Genomic DNA, 21274 nt, shown 5'->3' on the forward strand with positions numbered 1-21274 from the left:
CCGAACCTCGTGAACAGCCACGTCAGCGACACTGTTCACGAGGCAAACCAGCAGCTCACAGGCTCGATCAGTCCCCCGACTGAAGATAACGATCGCGTTCGTGGTGTAGATGATCTTCCGGAGCTCGGGTGGGAAGGCCAGGAACGGGATGAACCGCTCCCAGGCATTCGTCCAGGTCATCACCGCGGCCGGGTAGCGCCGGCCCAGCTCGGAGTCGGCGAAGGCGTCCAGTTCCAGGCGGGCGGCCTCGTCGGTCGGGGCGGTGTAGATCGGCTTGAGCGCGGCGGCCACCTTCTTGCGGTCGGCGTGGGAGACGAACCGCATCGCCGCGCGCAGCAGGTGCACGGTGCAGGTCTGCACGATGCTCTGCGGCCAGGTCGCCTCGATCGCCTCCGGGAAGCCGGTCAGTCCGTCGCAGCACACGATCAGCACGTCGCGCACGCCGCGGTTGCGCAGCTCGGAGCAGACTCCGGCCCAGAACTTCGCCCCCTCGCTGGCTTGGACCCAGATCCCGAGGACGTGCTTGACGCCGTCGAGGTCGACCCCGACGGCGATGTGCGCGGCCCGGTTGCGGACCTGGTGCCCGTCCCGCACCTTGATCATCAGCGCGTCGAGGTAGACGATCGGGTAGATCTCTTCCAGCGGCCGGGACTGCCAGGTCTTGACCTCCTCGAGCACGCTGTCGGTGATCTTCGAGATGGTGTCGTGGGACAGCTCGGTGCCCAGCGTGCGGGCCAGGTGGTGGCCGATGTCGCGCACGGTCATCCCGCCCGCGTACAGCGAGATGATCATCTCGTCGAGGCCGCCCGAACGGCGTGAGCCCTTCGGGACCAGCCGGGGCTCGAACGTGCCCGCCCGGTCCCGGGGCACGTCCAGGGCGACGTCGCCGACCTCGGTGGCCAGGGTCTTCGGGGTGGTGCCGTTGCGGGAGTTCTGGGTGCCTCGCCCGGCGGGGTCGCCCTTCTCATACCCCAGGTGCGTGGTCTGTTCGGCGGCCAGGCCACGCTCCAGCACGGCTTTGATCATCTCGGGGAGGAAGCCGCCGTCCCCGGTCAGCGCGAGTCCGCCGGCGTCGACCTGGGACATCAGCTGATCCAGCAGCCCGGCCTCGACCATCCGGTTCACCGCGTCCCGCGCTGACGCCGGCTCGGCGGCCGCGTCGTCGGCCCCCAGCGGGTGGGCTTGCTGATCATCCGTCACGGTCATGTGTGTACTCCTCAACTCACGAGGATCTTGTTACACAGACCATCTGACAGGCTCGTCGTAGACGCGGCCGCGCCCTGACCCGCCAGCTCGAGCACGACATCGCCACCGAACGCGCCCACGCCCAGCAGCGCCTCGACGACCAGGCCGCTCGCTACGACCAGCAGATCACCGAACTCCGCACCCAACTTGCCGCGGGGCCGCCCGAGTCGGCCCGAGGCGAAGCCTCCCCGTCCGCGACACGACGGCGACGCGCCAGCCGCCGTTCGCCGGTGGACACCGACGCGCCCCAGGAGCCACCCGAGCAGCCGCAGGAGTAGCACCATGGCCACACCAACGGGCACGACCCCGATCCGGACACCCAGCGGCGAGGACACGCCGACCGCCCAGCAGCGGGCCCGAGCGCTCCAACTCGCCCACGCCCACCGCGCCACCCAAGCCACCCACCGGACCGCGCTCGCCGCCGAACACCCCGGCCCGGTCGACGACGCCCAGACCCGGCTCCAGGCCCTCACCACCGCGATCCGCCAAGCCGCACACCCCGCGCTCGCCGACGCCCTCGACGACGAAGCCAGCACCGGCGCGGTCCTGCAATGCGTGCTCACCGGTGATGACGACACATCCGCCGCCGGCCTTGATGGCGCCCTGGTCGACTATCAGCACCGCCGCGACGCCGTCGACGCCCTCTTGCTCTCCACACGCCCGACCGGCCGACCCCTGAGCGCTGTCGGCGATCATGAAATTCCCTAGTCGCGCGGGTGTCGCGATCGGTTCGGTCCAGTCGACCGCATTCATGTACTCCTGGGTGAGGGTCCGACGCTCGCTGGTGTCCTCGTAGCTGCAGTTCGGGTCCGGCGCGAACCCCGTAGCTCCCCGCAAGATCGGGTAGCTTCAGCCATAAACGATTTCGGCGACGACCCGGTGGACCCTCTGCGCCATCCCTTCGCAATCGACCCGCGCTTCGCGCTTGCCCTCCGGCCGTTCGGGGCTGCACCGGTTGGGGCAGTCCGGCGACCTCGCCTCGGTCTACGCCCACCACGGCCTCGACGCCGACACCGTCGTGGCGGCCGGGGCTCGACCTGCTGTAGCCGACCTGCCGGAGCCGAAGTGGACATCGCGTGACGAACGTCGCTGGATACCAATAACGACAATGACTACGGTTACCGACCATGCTGCTTCTGGGCTTGGCGTCGGTCACCTTCCGCGAGAGATCCGTACCGGACGTCGTACGGCTGGCGGCCGAGTCCGGCTCCGAGGTGCTGGAATGGGCCGCGGACCGGCACGTGCGTCCCGGCGACCACGCCGCCGCCTCGGCCGCCCGGGGCGCCTGCGCGGGTGCCGGGCTGCGGATCGGGACCTACGGCAGCTACCACAAGGCCGGCGCGGATGACCCGGCCGCGTTCGACGCCGTCGTCGCGACGGCGGCCGAGCTCGGCGCCCCGCGGGTGCGCGTCTGGGCCGGGACCGCGGCCTCGGTCGACGTCACCCCGGCCGAGCGCGCCCGCACCGTGGACGCGCTGCGCCGCTGCGCCGACGCCGTCGCCGAGCGGGGGATGGGGCTGCTCGTCGAGCACCACGTCGAGTCCCTCACCGACGGCCTCGACACCGCGCTGCGGCTGCGCGCGGAGATCGGCCACCCGGCGCTGGTCACCCACTGGCAGCCCCGCGAGCTGCCCGACACCGACGCCTGCCTGACCGAGGTCCGCGCGCTGCGCCCGCGGACCGTGCACGCCTTCTCCTGGGACGCCGACGGCTTCACCGAGCGGCTCCCGCTGGCCGACCGCGCCGACCTGTGGGCGCCGGTCCTGGCCGAGCTCACGGCGCAGTCCACCGCCGACGGCACCGACGTGGAGGTGCTGCTGGAGTTCGTCCCCGGCGACGCCGTCGCCTCGCTCCGCCGCGACGCCGCCGCGCTGCGCGACCTGCGCGCCGGCCGCGACCTGGCAGGCGCCCGATGAGCCGCCGGGCCGTCCGGGCCGCCGCCCTGCTCCCCGTCGCGCTGGTCGCACTGCTGCTCGCCGGCTGCAGCGGCGCCGCACCGGCCCCGGCCGGGCAGGCCGAGCGCCCCGCCGTCTCCCGCGACGTCGCACCCCTGGAGCCCGCGCTGTCGGTCACCGACCCGCGTGGCACCACGGTCACCGTGCCCGCCCCGCCCCGGCGGATCGTCTGCCTCACCGGGCTGTGCGACGACATGGTCGTCGAGCTGGGCCTGCCCCCGGCCGGGACCTCCACCCCGGCCCTGCTGGAGAACCCGGTGCTGCTCGGCGACCGGGCCGCGCAGGTCCCGACGGTGAAGGGCAGCTTCGGCAGCGAGGACGTCGAGTCCATCGCCGCGCTGCGCCCCGACCTCGTGATCGGGCTCGGCGGGGTGCACGAGCCGCTGCGCGCCGCGATCGAGCGGTTCGCCCCGCTCTGGCTCGTGCAGCCCACCACCTGGGAGCAGTCGGTCGGCTACCTGCGGAACCTGGGGTCGCTGACCGGGCGCACCGCCGAGGCCACCGCCGGGGAGCAGCGCTTCCGCAACACCCTGGCCGACGGCGTCGAGCAGGCCCGCGCCACCGGAAAGGCCGACCGCAGGGTCCTGCTGATGTACGGCAGCGCCGACACGATCGGCGTCGACACCACCGACACCGTCAACGGGAACCTGCTCGCGACGCTCTACGACTACCCGTTCGTCCCGCGCGGCGCCGACGTCGAGACGGCCAGCACCTACAGCGTCGAGGAGATCCTCGCCCAGGCCCCGGACGTCGTGTTCGCGTTCTCGCTGCTGTTCTCCTCCGCCGACCGCACCCTGACCGACCAGCTCGCCGACAACCCCGTCTGGCAACAGGTCCCGGCGGTGCAGGCGCGGCAGGTGCACGAGATGGACCCGCGGCTGTGGGGCAGCGGACGCGGCACCCGCAGCCTCGGTGCGATGGTCGACCAGTCGCTGGCCGTGGTCCCCGGCCGGTGAGACGGGCACGTCCCCCGCTCGCCGAGACCGTCGCGGCGGTACTGGGTGCGGTGCTGCTTGTGGCACTCGTCCTCGGCACCGGCACCCCCGCCGTCGGCCCGTTCCGGCTGCCCGCGGTGCTGGGCGCGGCAGGCGGGGTCGAGCACGTCGTGGTCACCGAGCTGCGGGTCCCGCGGCTCGTGCTCGGCGTGCTCACCGGCGCCGCGCTGGGACTGGCCGGGCTGCTCCTGCAGGACAGCCTGCGCAACCCGCTCGCCGTCCCCGAGCTGCTCGGGGTGTCCTCCGGGGCGGCCGCGGCGGTGGCGATCACGATCGTCACCGGGGCCGCGGTGCCGTTCGCGCCGCTGCTGCCCGCCGTCATCGGGGCCGTCGTCGGGGGCGGGCTCACGCTGCTCGCGATCCGCGGCGCCGTCGGCCCGGCCGCGGTGCTGCTCATCGGCGCCGGGGTGGGCGCGGCGCTGCAGGCGCTGCTGCTCGCCGCGGTCGCGATGACCGGGTCCACCGAGCAGGGCGTGCTCGTGCGCTACCTGCTCGGCTCGCTCACCGGCACCACCTGGGCCACCGTCACCCCGGTGCTGCCCGCGCTGGCGGTCGCGTTCGTCGCGGCCGTCGCGGTGCTGCCGCTGCTCGGGCCGCTGCGGCTCGGCGACGACGCCGCCGCGACACTCGGGCTGCGCACCGGCGCCGCCCGGGCCGCGGTGCTGGGGGTGGCCTGCCTGCTCGTCGCCGCCGTCGTCGGCCCGGCCGGGCCGGTCGCCTGGGTCGGGTTCCTCGCCCCGCAGCTGGTCGGGGCGCTGCGCCCGGCCGCCCAGCCGCTGCCGCGCGCGGCGGGCTGCGCCGGCGCAGGGGCGGTGGTGGTCGTCGTCGCGGACCTGCTGGCCCGCACCGTGCTGTACCCGGTCGAGCTGCCGGTGGGCGGGTTCACCGCCGGGGTCGCGATCGTCGCGGGCGCACTGCTGCTGGTGTGGCGCCGCCCGCGCGCCGCCCGCCCGGCCGCCGTCGCGGTGCCCTGGTGAGCCGGGCCGCGGCCGGCCGGGGCGCCCCGCTCGTCGCCCGGGCCGGGCTGCTCGCCGCCGGGGTCGTCCTCGCGGCGCTGGGCGGGATGCTCGTCGGCACCGCGGTGGACCCGGCGACCGCCGTCGCGGCGCTCACCGGCACCGCGGACCCGCTGGCCACCGACCTGGTCGTGGGCCTGCGGATGCCGCGGGTGCTGGTCGGGCTCGCCGCCGGGGCCTGCCTCGGCGTCGCCGGGACGGTGCTGCAGGCGGTGCTGCGCAACCCGCTCGCCTCGCCCGAGGTGACCGGGGTCGGCTCCGGCGCGGTGCTCGGCGCGGTGCTGGGGACGGTGCTCGGCGGTCCGGTCGGCACCCCGCTGGGGGTGCTCGTCGTGGCGTTGCTCGGCGGCACCCTCGGCGGCGGCGTGCTGTGGCTGCTCGCCGGGCGCGCCGCCGGGCCGGGCACCGCGGACCCGCTGCGGCTGGCGGTCGTCGGGGTGCTGGTGTCGGCGGTGCTGGGCGGCACGACGCTGCTGCTGCTCACCGCCCGCCCGCAGCTGGCCGGGTCGATGGTGCGCTGGCTGGTCGGCTCGCTCAACGGGCGCGGCTGGGAGCACTGGGCGGCGCTGTGGCCGGTGGCGCTCACCGCCGTCGTCGCGGCGGTGCTGCTCGGGCCGGTGCTCGCGGTGCTGGGTGTCGACGACGACCACGCCCGCGGCGTCGGCCTCGCCGTCGCCGGGTGGCGCTCGGCGGCGGTGCTGCTGGCGGTGCTCGCCACCGGGGGTGCGGTGGCCGCGGTAGGGGCGCTCGCGTTCGTCGGGCTGCTCGCCCCGCACCTCGCCCGTGCGGTGCTGGGCCCGTGGGGCGCGGCCGACCCGCGGCTGCTGGTGCCCGCGGCCGCGCTGGCTGGGGCGGGCACGGTCGTGGCGGCCGACGTCGTTGCGCAGGCGGTGACGGCGCTGGCCCCGGCCGGTGACCGGCCGATCGGGGTGCCCGCCGGGGCGGTCACGGCGGTCGCCGGCGCGGTGGTGCTCATCGGGATCGTCCGCCGACGGTCCCGCTCGACGGTGGGAGGTGCGCTGTGACGGTGCTCAGGGCCGAGGGGGTCCGGGTCGGCTTCGACGGGCGCACCGTGCTCGACGGTGTCGACCTGGCGGTGCGGCAGGGGGAGTGGCTGTCGCTGGTCGGGCGCAACGGCTGCGGCAAGACGACCCTGCTGCGGGTGCTCGCCGGGCTGCACCGCCCCGACGCCGGGTCCGTGCACCTGGCCGACCGGCCGCTGGCCGGGACCCCGCGCCGGGAGGTCGCCCGGCGGGTCGCGGTGCTCCCGCAGGCGCTCCCGCCGCTGGGCGGGGTGACCGTGCGGGCGCTCGTCGCACAGGGCCGCTACGCGGTCCGCGGGCCGCTGGGGATGCTCGGCGGCGGCGCCGACGCCCGGGTCACCGAGGCGCTGCGGGCCACTGGGACGCAGGACTGGGCCGACACCCCGGTCGAGCTGCTGTCGGGCGGGGAGCGCCAGCGGGTGCGCCTGGCGCTCGCCCTGGCCCAGGACGCCCCGGTGCTGCTGCTCGACGAGCCGACCACCTATCTGGACGTGCGCCACCAGCTGGAGGTGCTCGACCTGGTCCGCGAGCTGCAGGCTCAGCGGGGGCTGACCGTGGTCGCGGTGCTGCACGACCTCGCCCAGGCCGCCCGGTGCGCGGACCGGATCGTCGCGCTGCGCGACGGACGGGTGCACGCCGACGGGGCGCCCGCCGAGGTGGTCGACGAACGGCTGCTGGCCGAGGTGTTCGGGGTGCGCGGGGTCGTCTCGTCCCACGAGGGACGGCTGACCTGCAGCTACCTGGACGCGGACCCGGGTCGGGCCGTCGCCGGCAGCGCTCGGCGCTCGGGCACCGAGGAGTAGACGACGGGCGTCGTGACGGCGCCCGTCGAGCCGGTCCGCCCCAGCGGCGCCGGGCGGGTCTACCCGCGGGCCGCCCGCCGCAGCGGCGGGGTGAGCCAGGCCAGCGCGACCCCGGCGGCCAGCACCACCGCACCGGCGGCCAGCCCGCCGCGCGGGCCCGCGGACGTCGTCGCGACGACCCCGGCCAGTGCCGCCCCGGCGGGGGTGCCGAGGCCCCACGACAGCATCCGGGCGGTCGTGGAGACCCGGGCGCGGGCGTGCTCGGGGGTCACCTGCAGCCGGTAGGTCACGGCGTTGAGCACCACCGTCGAGTACGCCGCGCCGAACGCGGTCGCGGCGAGCAGCGCCGGCACCCAGTGCGTCGCCGCCACCACCGCGACCGCGCAGGCCAGCGACACCGGCAGCGCGGCCAGGGCCAGGCGCGCCCCGCCCCACCGCCCGGACAGCCGCGGGACCAGCCGGGCCGCGACCAGGCCGCCGACGCCCCAGCAGGCGAACAGCAGGCCCAGCCGGGCGTCACCGTCGGCGCGGATGCCCAGCACCCGGTCCGCCCACGGCACCGTCATCGCGAGCCAGGCGCCGCCCGCGACGGCCTGGGTGGTCCCGACCAGCGTCAGCGTCCGGACGACCGGGTTGCCCCACAGCAACGACAGCCCCTCGCCGACGTCGGCGAGGATCCGGGTCGGTGCGCGGGTGCCCGGCCCGGGGGACAGGCGCCCGGCGACCGAGCGGATCAGCAGCGCGGAAGCGACCGCGGTGAGCGCGGTGACCGAGAGCAGCCCGGCCGGGGCCAGGGTCGCGACGGCCAGCCCGGCCAGCGGCGGCACGACCAGCTCGACGACGGTCGTCGCGCCGTAGAGCGTGGAGAACGCCGCGGTGATCCGGTCCGGGCCGACCAGGGTGGGCAGCGCGCCGAAGTTCGCGGCGTCGAAGAACACGAACCCGGTCTGCACCGCGACCGCCGTGCCGAGCACCTGCCACGGCGTGAGCACCCCGGCCCACCACGCGAGCGGGATCCCGGCGAGCACCAGCCCGGACGCCAGGTCGACGCCCACCATCAGCCGTCTGCGGTCGACCCGGTCGGCCAGCGCACCCGCGACCAGGCCGAACAGCAGGTACGGCAACGCCTCCGCGGTCGCGATCGCCGCGGTCCAGGCGGGCGAGCCGGTCAGTCGATAGACGAGCACCGGCAGCGCGACCGCGGCCACCAGCGACCCGGCGACCGAGACGACCCGGGCGGTCAGGTAGCGGCGCAGGTCGATGCGCTCGTGCTCCGGCGCGGTCGGGGCCGTCTCGCTCACGAGGTCCTTCCGTCGGGGGTTGCGCGAACCATAGTGTGAAACGACAGTCATCACCAATACCGATGAACGAGACGTCCCCCACTGTTGAAAATCAGTGTCGTTTGTGGCCCGATGGAGGGGTCCGGAACCGGACGATGTCACCCACTGGAGGAGAAAACGATGAAGGACATCTTCACCGAGCTCGAGGCCGAGCGCGCCCTGCCGCACAACTCCGCGAGCCACTCCAACGCGCTGGTCGAGAACCCGTTCGCGACCGAGCAGGCCGCCGAGCAGGAGTGACACCCGCCGCGGGCCCGGCACCGGCGACGGTGCCGGGCCCGCGGTCTGCCGTGACCCATCGACGGACCAGGGGAGTACCAGTGGAACGACTGCGACCGGGCGTGAGCGTCTTCGAGGTCCCCGGGCAGGGGACGGCGCTGCGCGAGGCGTCCGGCCGGCTGCGTGGTGTCGACCTGCCGCGCCCCACGGTCGAGGCGCTCACCCGGTGGCTCGACGGCACCGACCCCGAGCCCCCCGCCGGGCTCGACCCGGAGCGCCACGCCTTCGCCGCGGCCGGCTACCTCGCCGACGCGCCCGCCCCGCGCAGGGTGACCGTCACCGTCGTCGGGGACGGCGCGCTGGCCGACGCCGTCGCCGCCGCGCTCACCGGGCCCGGGACCGACGTCCGCCGCGCCGGCCCCGACACGGTCCTCGCGACCCCCGGCGACACAGTCCTCGCGACCCCCGGCGACGCCGTCTGCGCGGTCACCGACGGGCCCGGCCCCGCCGCCTGGACCGCGCTCGACACCCTGCCCGGGTGCGGCTGTGCGTTCTTCCGGCTCGCCGTCGAGGGCCGCCACGGGATCCTCGAACCCCCCGCCGTGCACCCCGGCGACGCCGGGCACGCCGACGTCCGCGCCCGCCGCCTCGCCGCCGCCGGGTCCGGGCACCCGCACCTGTCCGCCTACTGGGACACCGCGCCCGCCACCACGACCGGCCCCGGCGACCGGGCGCTGCTCGCCGCCCTGCTCGCCGCCGACGTCCGCGCCTGGGCCGCCGGTCACGACGTCCCCGCCGACGGCGACCTCGTCCCCGCCGCCCTGCCCGCCCGGCGGCGCCTGCGGGTCGTCGACCTCGACACCGCCGCGATCGCCGACCACCCGCTGCTGCCCGTGCCCGACAGCGCGCCGTGACCGTCCCGCCCGGCCCGGAGGTGCTCGACCTGCCCGGCCCGGAGGGTGTCCGGCTCGCCGCGACCCTCGTCCGGCCCGGCACCGCGACCTGGCCCGCGGTCCTGATCCGCACCCCCTACGGCCGCACGCAGCTGCTGCCCGAGGCCCACGGCTGGGCCGCGCACGGCTTCGGCTGCCTCGTCGTCGACGTCCGGGGGCGCGGCGGGTCGACGGGGGAGTTCCGCCCCTACGCCCACGAACGCGCCGACGGCCGGGCGGCGCTGGCCGCGCTGCGCGCCGTCCCCGGCTGCGACGGCCGGGTCGTCCTCGCCGGCGCCAGCTACGGCGCCCACTGCGCGGTCGCCGGCGCCCTGACCGACCCCGACGTGTCCGGCGTGCTCGCCGCCGTCCCCGCGCTCGGGCTCGGCGAGACCGCCCGCGAACCCGGCGGCGCCGCCCGGCTCGCCTGCCGGATCGGCTGGTGGGCCGAGCACGGTGCGCGCCCCAGCCCCGCCCCGCCGAGCCCCGCCCCGCCGAGCCCCGCGCCGCCGAGCCCCGCGACGCTGCCGGTGACCGCGGCGCTGCACCCCGCGCCGCCCGGCTGGGACGCGCTCTGGGACGCCCCGGAGGAGACCTCGTGGCTGTGGGACGGCATCACCCGCACCACGGTGCCGCTGCTCGCCGTCGGCGGCACCGCCGACCCGTTCGCCGCCCGCACCTGGGCACTGGCCCGGCGCTGGGGCGGACCGTCCCGGCTGGTCCTCGGCCCCTGGGGACACGAACTCGACGCCCCCGCGCCCGGCGCGGCGCTCGCCGGGCGCCGGATCGGTGCCGTCTACGCCGCCTGGGCCCGCGCCGCGGTGCAGCGGCGCCCGCGCGGGCGCGGGGCACTCGTCGCGGTCGGCGGGACCGGGCGCTGGGTCCGGGCCGCCGACCGCCCGTCACTGCCGGTCGACGCCGTCCCGGACGACGGCTTCCCCGCCCGCTTCGTCGCCGACCCCGACCGGCCCGTGCGGTCCCGCCCGCCCGGGGCCTCCGCCCCGCAGACCGATCCGGAACCCGGCCGGGTCGTCGCCCACACCCCGCCGCTGCCGGCCGGGACGCTCGCCGGGCCGCTCGTCATCACCCTCACCGGGCACACCGACGCCCCCGACGCCGACTGGGTCGTGCGCGTCGGGCTGCGCGGCCACGACCTCGTCACCGCCGTGCACCGCCGCCACCACCACCGCGGCCCCGCACCGCAGCGGGTCCGCGTCACCACGCCGCCGGTCGGCGCCACCCTCGACGGCGGCGAGCGGCTGCGCGTCGAGATCGCCGGACACCACTGGCCCGCGCACGCCCGCAACCCGCACACCGGACACGACCCGGCACACGCCACCGTCCTGCATGCCGACCACCGCACCGTCACCGCGCTGCACCTGGCCCTGCCGCACGCCGCACCCGGCCGCGACGAGGTCGCCGCGGCCGCCATCCCCGAGGAGGTCCTCCCGTGACCGCACCCGCCCGGCTCCCGGTCGAGGCACTGGTCGACCCGCTGGGCGGCGTCGTCCGCCGGCTCGTCGACGTCGCCCCCGTCCCCGGCCTGCCTGCCGCCTACACCGCCGTCACCGCCGAGGTGTCCGACGCCCGCCGCCTCGGCGCCTGGCCCGCCGACCGGGTCAGCCTCGGCACCACCTTCGGCGACCGCGACGGCGCCCGCACCGCCGCCCTCGGCGAGGCCGTCGAACGCTACTGCGGCAACCGCGTCCCCCGGGACCTGCCGCTCACCACCGCGGCCGCGTTGCGCGCGCAGGGCGAACGCTGCTGGGGCCCCGCCGAGCTGCCGCTGCTCGCCGACTGGCAGGACGGCCGTCCCTACCGGCGCTTCACCGACGACCTGCCGATCCGCTGGATCGCCGGCGTCGAGGCCGACGGCGGACCGACCTGGCTGCCCGCCTCCTGGGTGCTGCTCAACCACCACAGCGGCGCCCGCCGCGACGAGCCCCGCTTCCACCACCTCAACTACGCCGGCATCGCCACCGGCGACGGCGCCCTGGACGCCCACCGCCGCGGCCTGCTGGAGCTCGTCGAACGCGACGCGCTGGAACGCTGGTGGCACCTCGGGCTGCCCGGCCACGGCATCGACCCCGCCTCGGTGCCCGGCCTCGACGCGGCCCTGTCCGGGGCGGCCTTCGACGTGCACCTCGTCGAGCTGCCCACCGAGTACCCGGCCGCCGTCGTCGGGGCGGTCGTCGTCGACCCCGAGACCGGCATCGTCGCCGGCGGCGGCGCCGCCCGGTTCGACCCCGCGCAGGCCGCCACGAAGGCCGTCCTGGAGGCCGTGCACACCTGGGTGTTCACCCGCGGCCTGCTCGACCCCGACGGCTGGGTGTACGCCTCGATCGAGGCCGGCGTCCTCGCCCGCGGCCTCTACCTCGACCACCGCGCCGACCGCCGCTACCGCGACGACGCCGGCCCCCGCTACGCCGCCGTCCGCGACCTCGGCGCGCAGGTCCAGGTCTGGCTCGACCCCCGGGTCCGCGAGGAGCACCTGCCCCGCTTCACCGACCCCGCCACCCGCGGCCCGCTGCGCCCCGGCCCGGCCGGGGACCTCGACCGGCTCACCGCGGCGCTGCTCGCCGACGGCCACCGCATCGCCCGCGTCGACCTCACCACCCCCGACGTCGCCGAGACGCCGTGGCGGGTCGTGCGCACCTGCGCCACCGGGCTCGTCCCGAACGCGCCCGCCGCGTTCCGCTACTGGGGGCTGCCGCGCTGGCGCGACACCGCCCGCGCACACGGCCTCGACCTCGACCCGGCCACCGGCCCCGACGGGCTGGTGCACTGCCCCCCGCCGTTCCTGTGAACACCCCCGGCCCGACCGGCGCCGAGGGGTTCCGGCTCGCCTGGTCCGGCGCCGACCCGGGCCCGACCGACCACCGCACCCGGCCCCCCGAGGCGACCGTCGCCGCGCGCCCCGTCCCGCTGCCCCGCGAGGGCGGCGGGCTCGGCGAGCTCCTGGCCCTCGCGCTCGCCGCGGACCCCGGCCGCGTCGTGGGCGGGGTGCGGCTGCGCCGAGTCCCCTCCGCCGGGGGCCGCTACCCGGTCGACGCCCGGGTCGGCGGCCGTGTCTACGACCCGCTGGCGCACGCCCTCGACGGAACCCCGCCGCCACCGGACCCCGGTGCGCCCGGCGAAAACGACCCGGTCGAGCTCACCCCGGACCCCGCCCGCACCGTTTGGCGCTACGGCCCGCGCTCGCTCCCGGTCCTGCTGCTCGACCTCGGCCACGCCACCGCCGCGGTGCTCGCCGCCGCGGCCACCCTCGGCCGGCCGCGCACGGCGCACCTGTGCCCCGGCGACCTCACACGTCCCCGGGTCGTGCTCACGACCGGGCCCGGCCCCGACGGGGCGGTCCCGCTCGGCGCCAGCGGCCCCGCCCACCCCGCCGCGGTGCTGCGCGCCCGCCGCTCCACCCCGTTCGACGCGCTCGCCCCGGCCGGCCCGCCGGGGCACCCCGAACTCGCGGAGGCCGCGTCCTCCCGCCTCGCGGCGAGTCAGCACGCCGCCGTCCTCGACGCCGGGCACCCGCTGCTGACCGCCCTCACCGACCGCGCCTGCGGACGGCCCGACCTCACCGCCATCGCCGGGCTGCTGGTGGTCACCGGCGACGTCGACCCCGGACCGGACACCGTCGCCCAGCACGTCCGCGCCGGCGCGGCCGTGCACGACGCCTGGCTGGCCGCCACCGCGCAGGGGGTCGCGGCCCGCCCGGTCGGCTGCTGGGTCGAGGCCGTCCTGCGCGGACCCGGCGGCCGCGGCCGGGTCCAGCACGCCCTCGCGCTCGGCCCCCGGACCCGCTGAGCGGGCCGGTACCGCCAGCCTCACAGTCAGGCCAGGTCGCGGGCGGCAGCGGAGAGCCGGCGGCTCGTGCGGCGGGCGTCCCGGCCCGGGTGGGGTGAGGCGCGAACCCGATGGCGCTGAAGAAGAGCATCGAGAAAGCCACCGAGGCGGTGTGTGCGCAGCTGCTGGCCACCGCGCAGCCGGTAGTCAGTCGGGGCCAGATCGCAGCATCGGCGGGGATCTCGGCGGCGGACGCGCAGATCGGCGAGTTCATCGCCGAGGCGATGGACAAGGTCGGCAAGGAAGGCGTCATCACGGTCGAGGAGTCGCAGACCTTCGGGCTCGAGCTCGAGCTCACCGAGGGCATGCGCTTCGACAAGGGCTACATCTCGCTCCACTTCGTCACCGACCAGGACCGGATGACCGCGGAGCTCGAAGACGCCTACGTCCTGCTCATGTCCTCCAAGATCTCCTCGGTGAAGACCTGCTCCCGCTGTTGCGCCAGCGGTCGGCGCCCTCGACCCAGATCTCTTTGCAGCGCAGCCGTTCGCGCAGCGTACGGAACAGGCACAGCTCGTAGACCGTGCGCAGCACCCGCGACGAGCCGGGATCGCCCCGGTAGGCCAGCTCGACCCAGTCGCCGGTCACGATGCCGGCCAGCGGCACTGCCTCCGCGGCCGGGTAGGCCTGCAGCTTGGTCTCGGCGTGGCGGAGCACCAGTGCGATCCCGTCCATGATCGGCGCGTGCGCGGTGTTCGACGACCGGCACCGCAAGGTGCGCAGCAGCTTGACCATCCCGGCCCGGTAGTGATGCGAGTAGGAGGCGCGCAGCCTGACCTGGACGTTGCGGCGGAACTCCGGGCTGGCGGCGCGGGCCTCGGCGACCACCTGGCGCAGCACGTTCTCGCCGCCGGCGACCGGAAACACCACATCGCGCACCGCGGCGTCGGGCTCATTGAGGCTGGCCTCGGCGAGGCGGGCCAGCAGTCCCTGCTTGTTCCGGACCCGGGCGAACGAGGCCACCATCTCCTCGGTGACCTTCCGGTCCGCTCGTGCGCCGATGGCGTGCACGGTGGAGATCAGCAGCTCGACGAGGGTGTCGGTGATCTCGCGTTGGCGTTGGATCAGCAACGCCGAGAGCAGGACCCAGCGGGTCCGCGCGCTCAGCTCGCGCAGGTGGCTCGGGGCCTGCACCGCGGCTCGTACCCGCCAGGCGGACACGATCCGGGTAGCGACGTCGTCGAGTAGGCCGTCCGGGAGGCCGACTGCGCGGATGGTCTCCAGCTTGGCGATCTCATCGAGCATGGTGTTCAGGCTCAACCGGCCCGGGTCGGTCTTCACCCACGCCAACACCTGCCCGGGCGCCGCGGACGGTGCGTGCCCGCCGGCATCATCGTCCTCGGGCTCGTCCGGGATGCCGATGACCAGCGCGTTGAGGCGGTCGCGGACCTCCATCGACAGCCGGACGGCGACTCGCTCGAACAGGATCCGTTCTCCGCGATCGCGCGCCGAACGCACCATCCGATCCAACCGGCCGCTCGTCGGCGGCTCCACCCCAGACCGTCGCAACCAGGCCAGCAGCTCGGCGCGGATCTGGTCTGGACGCTGCTCCGCGGTCGTGACCTCGCCAACCAGCCAATCCACCGCGGCCTCTTGATCGGCCAGCGTGCACTCGCGGACACCGAGCAGCTCACGCACCTCGGCGCGGTGGCGCTCCGCGGTCCGCCCTGACCAGTCGAACGAGACCAGCTCGGCAGCATCCACACCCAGCTGACGGGCCACGAACCCCACCGCCTCGTCGGGCAGCTCTCCGGTGTCCCGGGGGAACCGGCCGTGCTGGGCGCAGAACTTCCACACCAACGCGAACGCCAGCCCCGACGGGCCACGCTTGGCCCGGCACCGCTCCAACTCGTCACCGACCAGCGTCCACCGCAAGATCAGCTCGTCGTGATCCAGCCGTCGTGGCACCGCGGCAAGCTACCCGAACGAGTGACGCCCTCCGCGCACGACCCTCACCGAGTGGCGGCCGGTGACACGTTCCTTACCGACACCCCGGATCTCACCGCCGGTGAGCTGCTCGGCGGCGGCGAGGGGCCCGACCGAGAGGACAAGCTGCTCGAGGGCAGGGCAGTGCGAGTCGGCCAGCCGCAGCAGGAACGCGCGCGCAGCGCGCACGTCGGCCAACGGGTCCGGCCCGGGTGTCGGGGCGGGGATCGACGGGCTGGTGTGGGTGTGCATCAGGGGCACCTCTCCAGGATGTGAGGGGGTATGGGTGTGCCCCCGGGGTGCTGGCGCATCCCCGGGGGCACATGGCGGGTGTTCGCTGATCGCGTCAGTGCTCGGGCTCGTGGTCGAGGTCGTTCTCGGCCTCACGCTCAGCCAGCTGGCGGGCGGTCAGGCCGGCGTGCAGGAGCTGCTCGTCGTCGGTGATCTGGTGGCGGGGATCGCCGCCGTAGTAGCCGGTGTCACCGGCGGCCTCGCGCTGTTCGGCCTCGGCGAGGGCCTGCTCGGCGCGGTGTACGGCCACGCCTGCGTGGCAGATCGCGTTCAACGCGGGCAGCGACCGGTCGCCATGGTGGTCGCGGTCGTCGCGGGCGGCCATCAGGTCGTGGTGGGCGTCGTCGAGTGCGGCCGCTGCGCGGGCGACCGCCGGGGCGCGGAACGAGCCGTCGGGCATCAGGCCCAGGTCGCGCACGGCGTTGGCCTCGTAGTGCTCCGGCGGCATGACGTCGCCGTAGTAGTAGCCCGACCCGGGAGAGCTCTCCTCGGCTCCGGCGATCCCGAGCTCATGCAGCCGGGCGTCGATCGTCTTCTCGTGGTGGTCGTTCCACTCAGCGCTGTCGATCATCACGTGCCTCCTGTTCGTCGTGGCGGCGCCGGCCGGTCCACGGCAATGGCCCGGCCCGTATGAGGGCCGGGCCATGAAAGGGGTGGGTGTGGTCAGGCCTCGGGCTCGTCCTCCGGCTCGGGCTCGGCCCGGTCGATGGTGATGTTGTGCGCGGTGGCGATCACCAGGGCGCTGGTGATGCGGTGCTCGCCGTCGCAGTCCGGGCACGGCACGACCTCCCCGGCCTCGTGCGCGCCGGGGACGATGCCCCCGCCGTCGGCGCAGCCGTCGGCGAACTCGACCAGGGTGTTGTCGTCGCTGAGCAGCAGCCCGTTCTCGATGCGGAACTTCTCGGCCATCTCGGGTCCTCCGGATACTCGGTCGGTGCGGCTGGAACGCGGCGCCGCCTCAGCGCGGCCCGGGGCGGGGCCCGTCAGGGCCGGCGGGAACCCGGTGCTGGCCTGACCGGTGTGAGACCGCCGCGCCGAGCACGACCACCCAGCCCGGGGTGTCGGCCTCCTGCTCGATCTCGACCGGCGCCGGACGCAGGCGAGGGACTACGGGGCCGGGAGCACACCGGTCGGATCGGGGACGGGGGCACCGGCACCCCGACACAGCCGGGCACGACGGCGGCGGTATCACCCGGTCGGGTCGGCGGCGGGTTATCGGCGCGGAGCCCGCCCGGGCTGTGCTGACCTTCGGGCGATCCAGTCGTGCCGACCGAGCACCCGGAGACACCCCGTGCCGCTCCCGGCCCCGCCGCAGCCCGGTGACCGATGATCACGGTGGGGGCAGCAGCGTGGCGCCTTCGGCGATCGCGCTCTGGCCGGCGAGGCGACGGAACGCCGCCCGCGTCTGTTCAATCTGGCCCGGGTCGCCGACCAGCACGGTTTCGAGCTCGGGGACGGGCCATTCGAGGGTGATGCCGTGGCGGGCGAGGTAGAGCGCGACCCGCCGGATCCGCCACCGGTCACCGACATCGAGCCAGGCGTAGCCGAGCAGCTGCCAGCACCAGCGCGCGATCTGGGCGGGCTGATCCACGCGGGCCACGGTCTTGACCTCGACGAGGGTGTCGTCGATCAGCAGGTCGGCCTCGGCCCAGTGGGGGACCAGCAGTGGGCTGGCGTAGCCGAGTCCCGCCCCGGGGGCGGGGTCGCCGGCCCAGTGCCGCCACTGGGCCAGGGTCCCGGACTCGCCGAGCAGACCGGCGATGGCTGCGGCATCGGCGGCGACTGCGGGTGGGCAGAGTCCACGCAGCTGCTCCACCGTCGGGGCTGTGATGGTGGCGGCCAGGTCGGCGAGCGCTGGTGGTGTGGCGCCGCCGCGGTAGCGGTCCTCGCCCAGCGCCCAGGCGTGGTAGGCGCGGGCCAGCGCGGTCTCGGCGCCGTAGGCGCCGATCGTGCCGGTCGGGGCGTGGGTGTGGTGGAAGCGGTGGCCGCGCTCGGCGAGCTCGGCCAAGGCTGCGTCCCCCCAGCGCGGGTCCGGTGCCGCCGGGGCCGGGCTGGTGATGGCAAGGACGTCGCTCGGGGTGGGCCGGACCCCGACCGCGGTGTCGGCCAGCTCGGGCTGCTGTTCGAGCACGCTCTGCACGCTCGGGTAGGCGGCGGCGATCCGGTGCGCGGCGGCGGGGGAGCACAGCCCTGCCGCGAGGTACCCGTTCAGGGCGGCATAGGGCGGGGCGTCGTGCACCAGTGCCGCCAGACGCGCGTCGACGATCGAGCCGACCGCGGCCGCGTGTCCGGCCCCGCCCGGCCCGGTGGCCCGGACCGGGGCACGTGCCGCGGCCGCGGCCCGGACCTGGTGGGTGATCTCGGCAGTGCCGGGCAGGTGCGTGGCGCACCACCGGGCCAGCGCGCCTGCGCGTAGCTGCGAGGTCAGCGACATCGCCCACCACCTCCTGTGCTCAGTGAATCGCCCAGCTGGGCTGGGTCAGAACGGTGCCGGGCCCTGCCAGACCGCGGCGGCGTCGACGAGGTCGATGGCCACCGAGTCGCCCCATCCTTGGGCGATCCGCAGCGCGAACAGCGCATGCTGCTGGTCGGCGGTGCTGCCGTGGCCACCGAGGTAGGCGAGCAGCTCGGCGACGTCGACGTGGTCGACGTCGGCGGCGCTCACGAACTGCACCGGTCCGCGGCGCAGCCCGCGGCGCAGCCGCCACACCTCGGCGGTGGCCTGCGCGGTCGAGCGCAGCGCACCGCTGCGCGAAGCACCGGTGCGGGGAAGGAGTGCTCGACTGGCCCAGTACCGCCAGATCCGGATCGTCGAGGGAAGGTCGGCGAGCAGCCCGTCGACGGTGTAGGTCCGCGCGACGTGATCCCCGCCGTCCCCGTCGCCGCCGCAGGCGTGTGGGTCGACGATCGTGTCGAGGTCGAGGACGTCCTGGCCGGGGCAGAACGGGTGCAGGCAGGGCTCGCCGCGGCGCGCGCCGCAGTCGTCGCAGCCGGCGGGCAGGGGTGCGACCCCGATGACCGCTACGACCCCGGTGTCGGGGTCAGTGGGGTCGAGGCGGCCGTAGCGGCCGCACTGCGGGCAGGTCACGGTCTGGTGGTCGCCCCAGTCGGGATCGGCCACGATCCGCCCGCGGCGATCGGCCGGGCGCAGCGCCGCGGACTCGGTCGCGCAGGGGCAGCGGTGCAGGGTGACCCGGTCCGGGGTGAACTGGCCCAGCTTTGCCGGATCGTCGGTGTGCTCGGTGGTGGGGTCGTAAACGGTCATGGTGGCCTCCAGGTCGTGTCGTGCCGGCGGGGTGACAGCACCTGTCTGGGCCCGATCGGGCGGGGCCCGGTCGGGGGTTCGCCGCTGGCCCATCCGGTGTGGGATCACCACTGCGCGGCAGCGACCCGCGATGCCGATCGGCGCGGTGATCCCGCCCGGATGGCGTCAGCGAGCGGTTCATCGCACCGGGCCCCGCACGGGCGGGCAGCGTGCGGCGCTCACCCCCGGCCGACGACCCCAGGCAGCCCGTCGGCTAGGCGCCGGGTTCCGGGTCGAGGTCGTCGCGCGGGTCGTGGGGGCTGGGGAGGTGCTCGATCCGGGCGGCTCGCCCGTGCGGGTTCTCGGTGATCCAGTTGGCGGTCGCGTTGGCGAGTGCCTCGCCGGCGCTGCGGCCGCGGACCTGGTCGTCGTGGGTGCGTCCGTCGGGCCAGTGCACCCGCACCCGGTGCCAGCGCCCGGTCATGACGCCTCCCCACCCTCCGCGGGGGCCTCGGTGTCGGGGGTGGTGTGGCGGCGGTCGATGCGCCGGGGTGCCTGGGCGCCGTAGGCCATACCGCGGGTGATGGTGCGTTCGGCTTCGGCCTGGGTGAACCCGTCGACGCCGATGTGGACCGCCGCTGCGTCGAGCAGCAGCGCGTGGGCGTTGTCGGCATCGAGTTCCCCGCCGCCGACCAGCCGGCCCAGCGAGCGGGCCGCGGTGAGCAGGGTGATCTGCCGCTGGCCCTTCGGCGCCTGTTCGACCGCGGCGCTCTCCCCGGCCAGGATCGCCGCGACGTAGGCATTCGCCCGCCGGGTCGGCAGCGCCAGCGGCTCGCCGTGGCGCGGCTCCGGCGGCGGGGGAGGGGTGAGCAGGGTGGCCAGCCAGTCCGGGAGTTCGGCGATCTGGCCGTGCTCGGCGACGAGGTAGGCCCCTTCGGGGCGGATGCTGCCCGCGCCCACGACGAACCCGCCCCCGGCGCGGGTGTCGATCAGCGGGCCCAGGCTGTGCCCGTGCCCGCCGTGGGTGTTGCGCAGCTCCAGGCCGGCGGGCATCCGGTAGTAGATGTGCTCGCCCTCGGTCGGGGTGACCGTGGAGTAGGTGTCGGGCAGCGTCTGGCCGTGGCGGGCGGTGAGCTGGTCGAGGACCTCGCGGCCGGTGGTCGCCCCGTCCCAGTCAGCGAGGGGTTCGGTGCTGGTGTCGAGGTCGATGACCACGAGGCCGGACGGGCCGCAGGCGACCCCGACGTTGAACCGGGCCGATGCGTCGCCGGACCACCAGCGGTAGATCTGGGCGCGGTCGAGGGTGGCGCGCTGTTCCCAGCCCTGGTGCCCGTCGGTGCAGATCCCGTGCCGGCGGCAGCGCTCGGCGCTGTGCCGGGGCACCGCAGGGAGCTTCCCGCCGGGTTGGACCGGGAACACATACAGCCCGGCCGCGGCGGCGTCGAGCGCGACCCGGCGCAGCCGCGCCACCTCCGGATCCTGGCCCCGGCCGCGGCGCCGCGTGCGTGGCATGCGGTGGTCTCCCTCCCGGCTCCGGGGGTCAGCATCGCACCGATCGGTGCGGGTGCGGGACACATCAGTGCTGGTCGGGATCGTCATGAGAGCTGGTCTCCCTTCGTGGGCCGCTGCGCGCGGTAGGCGAGCGGGGTGGTGTCGGGCCGCCGTGGGGGCAGGCCGTTGTGCGCCTGCCCCTTGGGGCGTGCCGGAGGGTGTGCCGAGGCTCGCGGGTCCAGGGCAGCCCGCAGGGCTGTCGCGACAGCGACGCGGATGCGCCCTTCGACGCGTGAGGAGCACACCCGCACCCTCGGCCCGACAGCAGAGACGACAGCGCGGCGCAGCCGCACCCTCGGGTTCTCTGCCCGCGACGCGGTGGATCTACAGGCGGGGTTCGGCGTCGAGGTCGAGCAGCTCGCCGACGTCGTCGGCGACGCTGCGGGCGAGGTCGTCGATCCCGGCGTGCTGGTCGGGGTCGGGTTCGTGCTGGCCGGCGTCGCCGTAGGCGGCGGTCGTGGCCTGCTGGTAGCGGGTGTGGTGCTGGCGCAGGGTGTGGCGGGCGCGGGCGAGGCGCTCGCGGTTGTAGAGCGCGGGCACGCACTCGGGGTGTAGGTAGGTCAGCGGGGCGTCGGGGTCGCCGAAGACGTCGCCGGGGTTGACCACGTGCCAGACGTGGTCGCCGGGCTGCCAGAGCATCGGTTGGTCGCACCAGAAGCACCACATCTGGCCAATGTCGACGGTCCCGGCCGGTTCCCAGCGCAGCTGCGGCCAGGCGCCCACGGTCGGGTCGGGTGGCAGCGTGCGGCGGGTGGTCTCGAGGGTGTCCATCGCGGCCGCCGCCGCGATGGCCGCGGCCTGGGTCGGGTCGGACCCGCCGTGCACGTCGTCGCCGGGGCAGCGCTCGTCCTGGTGGGAGGTCATCAGCTGG

The 21274-nt window shown here is 75.9% G+C and carries 23 protein-coding genes and 1 pseudogene; 12 read left to right on the top strand and 12 right to left on the bottom strand.

All coding sequences use genetic code 11. The features are described from left to right. Both ACVJO7_RS32715 and ACVJO7_RS32720 read right to left on the bottom strand, forming a co-directional pair. A partial coding sequence (locus ACVJO7_RS32715) for an IS256 family transposase (RefSeq protein WP_491676174.1) occupies positions 1 to 1206 on the bottom strand: 1206 nt, incomplete at its 3' end. 11 nt (positions 1207 to 1217) lie between these two features. Next, on the bottom strand, positions 1218 to 1391 hold the full coding sequence (locus ACVJO7_RS32720) for a hypothetical protein (protein ID WP_491676175.1): 174 nt from the start codon (positions 1389 to 1391) through the stop codon (positions 1218 to 1220). 136 nt (positions 1392 to 1527) lie between these two features. On the opposite strand from ACVJO7_RS32720, the gene ACVJO7_RS32725 reads away from it, so the two are divergent. The 6 genes from ACVJO7_RS32725 to ACVJO7_RS32750 all read left to right on the top strand — a co-directional run bounded on the left by ACVJO7_RS32725 (position 1528) and on the right by ACVJO7_RS32750 (position 7057). Next, positions 1528 to 1953 carry a hypothetical protein gene (locus ACVJO7_RS32725; protein WP_491676176.1) on the top strand — a complete coding sequence of 142 codons (426 nt, stop codon included), beginning with the start codon at positions 1528 to 1530 and terminating at the stop codon, positions 1951 to 1953. Positions 1954 to 2372: 419 nt separating this feature from the next. Next, positions 2373 to 3161 carry a sugar phosphate isomerase/epimerase family protein gene (locus tag ACVJO7_RS32730; protein ID WP_491676177.1) on the top strand — a complete coding sequence of 263 codons (789 nt, stop codon included), beginning with the start codon at positions 2373 to 2375 and terminating at the stop codon, positions 3159 to 3161. Then, the gene (locus tag ACVJO7_RS32735) at positions 3158 to 4156 is read left to right on the top strand and encodes an ABC transporter substrate-binding protein (protein ID WP_491676178.1); all 999 of its coding nucleotides are present in this window, start codon (positions 3158 to 3160) and stop codon (positions 4154 to 4156) included. The genes ACVJO7_RS32730 and ACVJO7_RS32735 overlap by 4 nt, the downstream gene beginning before the upstream one ends. Next, on the top strand, positions 4153 to 5172 hold the full coding sequence (locus ACVJO7_RS32740) for an iron chelate uptake ABC transporter family permease subunit (RefSeq protein ID WP_491676179.1): 1020 nt from the start codon (positions 4153 to 4155) through the stop codon (positions 5170 to 5172). The genes ACVJO7_RS32735 and ACVJO7_RS32740 overlap by 4 nt, the downstream gene beginning before the upstream one ends. Beyond that, a complete protein-coding gene (locus ACVJO7_RS32745; protein WP_491676180.1) occupies positions 5169 to 6236 on the top strand; it encodes a FecCD family ABC transporter permease in 1068 nt (355 codons plus the stop codon). Before ACVJO7_RS32740 ends, ACVJO7_RS32745 begins: the two co-directional genes overlap by 4 nt. After that, on the top strand, positions 6233 to 7057 hold the full coding sequence (locus tag ACVJO7_RS32750; RefSeq protein WP_491676181.1) for an ABC transporter ATP-binding protein: 825 nt from the start codon (positions 6233 to 6235) through the stop codon (positions 7055 to 7057). The genes ACVJO7_RS32745 and ACVJO7_RS32750 overlap by 4 nt, the downstream gene beginning before the upstream one ends. A 59-nt stretch (positions 7058 to 7116) precedes the next feature. Here ACVJO7_RS32750 and ACVJO7_RS32755 read toward each other — a convergent pair whose 3' ends face one another. Continuing rightward, positions 7117 to 8358 (bottom strand): MFS transporter, encoded by a 1242-nt coding sequence (locus tag ACVJO7_RS32755; protein WP_491676182.1) that lies wholly within the window; start codon positions 8356 to 8358, stop codon positions 7117 to 7119. Between the two features lie 159 nt (positions 8359 to 8517). On the opposite strand from ACVJO7_RS32755, the gene amiA reads away from it, so the two are divergent. The 6 genes and pseudogenes from amiA to groEL all read left to right on the top strand — a co-directional run. Further along, positions 8518 to 8637 carry a streptamidine family RiPP gene (gene amiA / locus ACVJO7_RS32760; protein ID WP_020625778.1) on the top strand — a complete coding sequence of 40 codons (120 nt, stop codon included), beginning with the start codon at positions 8518 to 8520 and terminating at the stop codon, positions 8635 to 8637. A 101-nt stretch (positions 8638 to 8738) separates the two neighbouring features. Then, positions 8739 to 9530, top strand: a complete 792-nt coding sequence (locus ACVJO7_RS32765) for a hypothetical protein (protein ID WP_491676183.1) — start codon at positions 8739 to 8741, stop codon at positions 9528 to 9530. Continuing rightward, complete coding sequence (locus tag ACVJO7_RS32770; RefSeq protein ID WP_491676184.1) at positions 9527 to 11002, top strand: CocE/NonD family hydrolase; 1476 nt, start codon at positions 9527 to 9529, stop codon at positions 11000 to 11002. The genes ACVJO7_RS32765 and ACVJO7_RS32770 overlap by 4 nt, the downstream gene beginning before the upstream one ends. Next, positions 10999 to 12354, top strand: a complete 1356-nt coding sequence (locus ACVJO7_RS32775) for a YcaO-like family protein (protein WP_491676185.1) — start codon at positions 10999 to 11001, stop codon at positions 12352 to 12354. The genes ACVJO7_RS32770 and ACVJO7_RS32775 overlap by 4 nt, the downstream gene beginning before the upstream one ends. Next, entirely contained in the window at positions 12351 to 13352 is a 1002-nt protein-coding gene (locus ACVJO7_RS32780; protein ID WP_491676186.1) for a nitroreductase family protein, read from the top strand. The genes ACVJO7_RS32775 and ACVJO7_RS32780 overlap by 4 nt, the downstream gene beginning before the upstream one ends. 98 nt (positions 13353 to 13450) lie before the next feature. Further along, positions 13451 to 13813 (top strand): annotated as a pseudogene (groEL, locus tag ACVJO7_RS32785) (chaperonin GroEL); the annotation flags it as partial. On the opposite strand, the gene ACVJO7_RS32790 reads toward groEL, so the two are convergent. The 9 genes from ACVJO7_RS32790 to ACVJO7_RS32830 all read right to left on the bottom strand — a co-directional run bounded on the left by ACVJO7_RS32790 (position 13785) and on the right by ACVJO7_RS32830 (position 21267). Beyond that, positions 13785 to 15299 (bottom strand): DUF4158 domain-containing protein, encoded by a 1515-nt coding sequence (locus tag ACVJO7_RS32790; RefSeq protein WP_491676187.1) that lies wholly within the window; start codon positions 15297 to 15299, stop codon positions 13785 to 13787. The pseudogene groEL and the gene ACVJO7_RS32790 sit on opposite strands and share 29 nt — an antisense overlap. Positions 15300 to 15308: 9 nt before the next feature. Next, a complete protein-coding gene (locus tag ACVJO7_RS32795) occupies positions 15309 to 15569 on the bottom strand; it encodes a hypothetical protein (RefSeq protein WP_491676188.1) in 261 nt (86 codons plus the stop codon). Positions 15570 to 15663: 94 nt separating this feature from the next. After that, on the bottom strand, positions 15664 to 16179 hold the full coding sequence (locus tag ACVJO7_RS32800) for a hypothetical protein (RefSeq protein ID WP_491676189.1): 516 nt from the start codon (positions 16177 to 16179) through the stop codon (positions 15664 to 15666). Between the two features lie 92 nt (positions 16180 to 16271). After that, entirely contained in the window at positions 16272 to 16517 is a 246-nt protein-coding gene (locus ACVJO7_RS32805; RefSeq protein WP_245773910.1) for a hypothetical protein, read from the bottom strand. Positions 16518 to 16938: 421 nt separating this feature from the next. Continuing rightward, positions 16939 to 18042 carry a hypothetical protein gene (locus ACVJO7_RS32810; protein ID WP_491676190.1) on the bottom strand — a complete coding sequence of 368 codons (1104 nt, stop codon included), beginning with the start codon at positions 18040 to 18042 and terminating at the stop codon, positions 16939 to 16941. A 45-nt stretch (positions 18043 to 18087) separates the two neighbouring features. After that, entirely contained in the window at positions 18088 to 18873 is a 786-nt protein-coding gene (locus ACVJO7_RS32815; protein WP_491676191.1) for a hypothetical protein, read from the bottom strand. A gap of 253 nt (positions 18874 to 19126) precedes the next feature. Then, positions 19127 to 19336 (bottom strand): hypothetical protein, encoded by a 210-nt coding sequence (locus ACVJO7_RS32820; RefSeq protein ID WP_491676192.1) that lies wholly within the window; start codon positions 19334 to 19336, stop codon positions 19127 to 19129. Beyond that, positions 19333 to 20364, bottom strand: coding sequence for a bifunctional DNA primase/polymerase (locus ACVJO7_RS32825; protein WP_491676193.1), 1032 nt, complete (start codon positions 20362 to 20364; stop codon positions 19333 to 19335). Before ACVJO7_RS32825 ends, ACVJO7_RS32820 begins: the two co-directional genes overlap by 4 nt. A 363-nt stretch (positions 20365 to 20727) precedes the next feature. Beyond that, positions 20728 to 21267: a hypothetical protein gene (locus ACVJO7_RS32830; protein ID WP_491676194.1), complete on the bottom strand. Its 540-nt coding sequence runs from the start codon at positions 21265 to 21267 to the stop codon at positions 20728 to 20730. Between the last annotated feature and the right edge of the window lie 7 nt (positions 21268 to 21274).

The sequence above is a fragment of the Pseudonocardia sp. DxW genome, from assembly GCF_058448985.1.

Excerpts from the sequence above, each read along its gene's own strand:
- ACVJO7_RS32795 (WP_491676188.1), bottom strand. The coding sequence starts at position 15,569 with ATGCACACCCACACCAGCCCGTCGATCCCCGCCCCGACACCCGGGCCG.
- amiA (WP_020625778.1), top strand. The coding sequence starts at position 8,518 with ATGAAGGACATCTTCACCGAGCTCGAGGCCGAGCGCGCCCTGCCGCAC.
- ACVJO7_RS32805 (WP_245773910.1), bottom strand. The coding sequence starts at position 16,517 with ATGGCCGAGAAGTTCCGCATCGAGAACGGGCTGCTGCTCAGCGACGAC.
- ACVJO7_RS32820 (WP_491676192.1), bottom strand. The coding sequence starts at position 19,336 with ATGACCGGGCGCTGGCACCGGGTGCGGGTGCACTGGCCCGACGGACGC.
- ACVJO7_RS32815 (WP_491676191.1), bottom strand. The coding sequence starts at position 18,873 with ATGACCGTTTACGACCCCACCACCGAGCACACCGACGATCCGGCAAAG.
- ACVJO7_RS32830 (WP_491676194.1), bottom strand. The coding sequence starts at position 21,267 with ATGACCTCCCACCAGGACGAGCGCTGCCCCGGCGACGACGTGCACGGC.
- ACVJO7_RS32735 (WP_491676178.1), top strand. The coding sequence starts at position 3,158 with ATGAGCCGCCGGGCCGTCCGGGCCGCCGCCCTGCTCCCCGTCGCGCTG.
- ACVJO7_RS32730 (WP_491676177.1), top strand. The coding sequence starts at position 2,373 with ATGCTGCTTCTGGGCTTGGCGTCGGTCACCTTCCGCGAGAGATCCGTA.
- ACVJO7_RS32800 (WP_491676189.1), bottom strand. The coding sequence starts at position 16,179 with ATGATCGACAGCGCTGAGTGGAACGACCACCACGAGAAGACGATCGAC.
- ACVJO7_RS32725 (WP_491676176.1), top strand. The coding sequence starts at position 1,528 with ATGGCCACACCAACGGGCACGACCCCGATCCGGACACCCAGCGGCGAG.
- ACVJO7_RS32810 (WP_491676190.1), bottom strand. The coding sequence starts at position 18,042 with ATGTCGCTGACCTCGCAGCTACGCGCAGGCGCGCTGGCCCGGTGGTGC.
- ACVJO7_RS32825 (WP_491676193.1), bottom strand. The coding sequence starts at position 20,364 with ATGCCACGCACGCGGCGCCGCGGCCGGGGCCAGGATCCGGAGGTGGCG.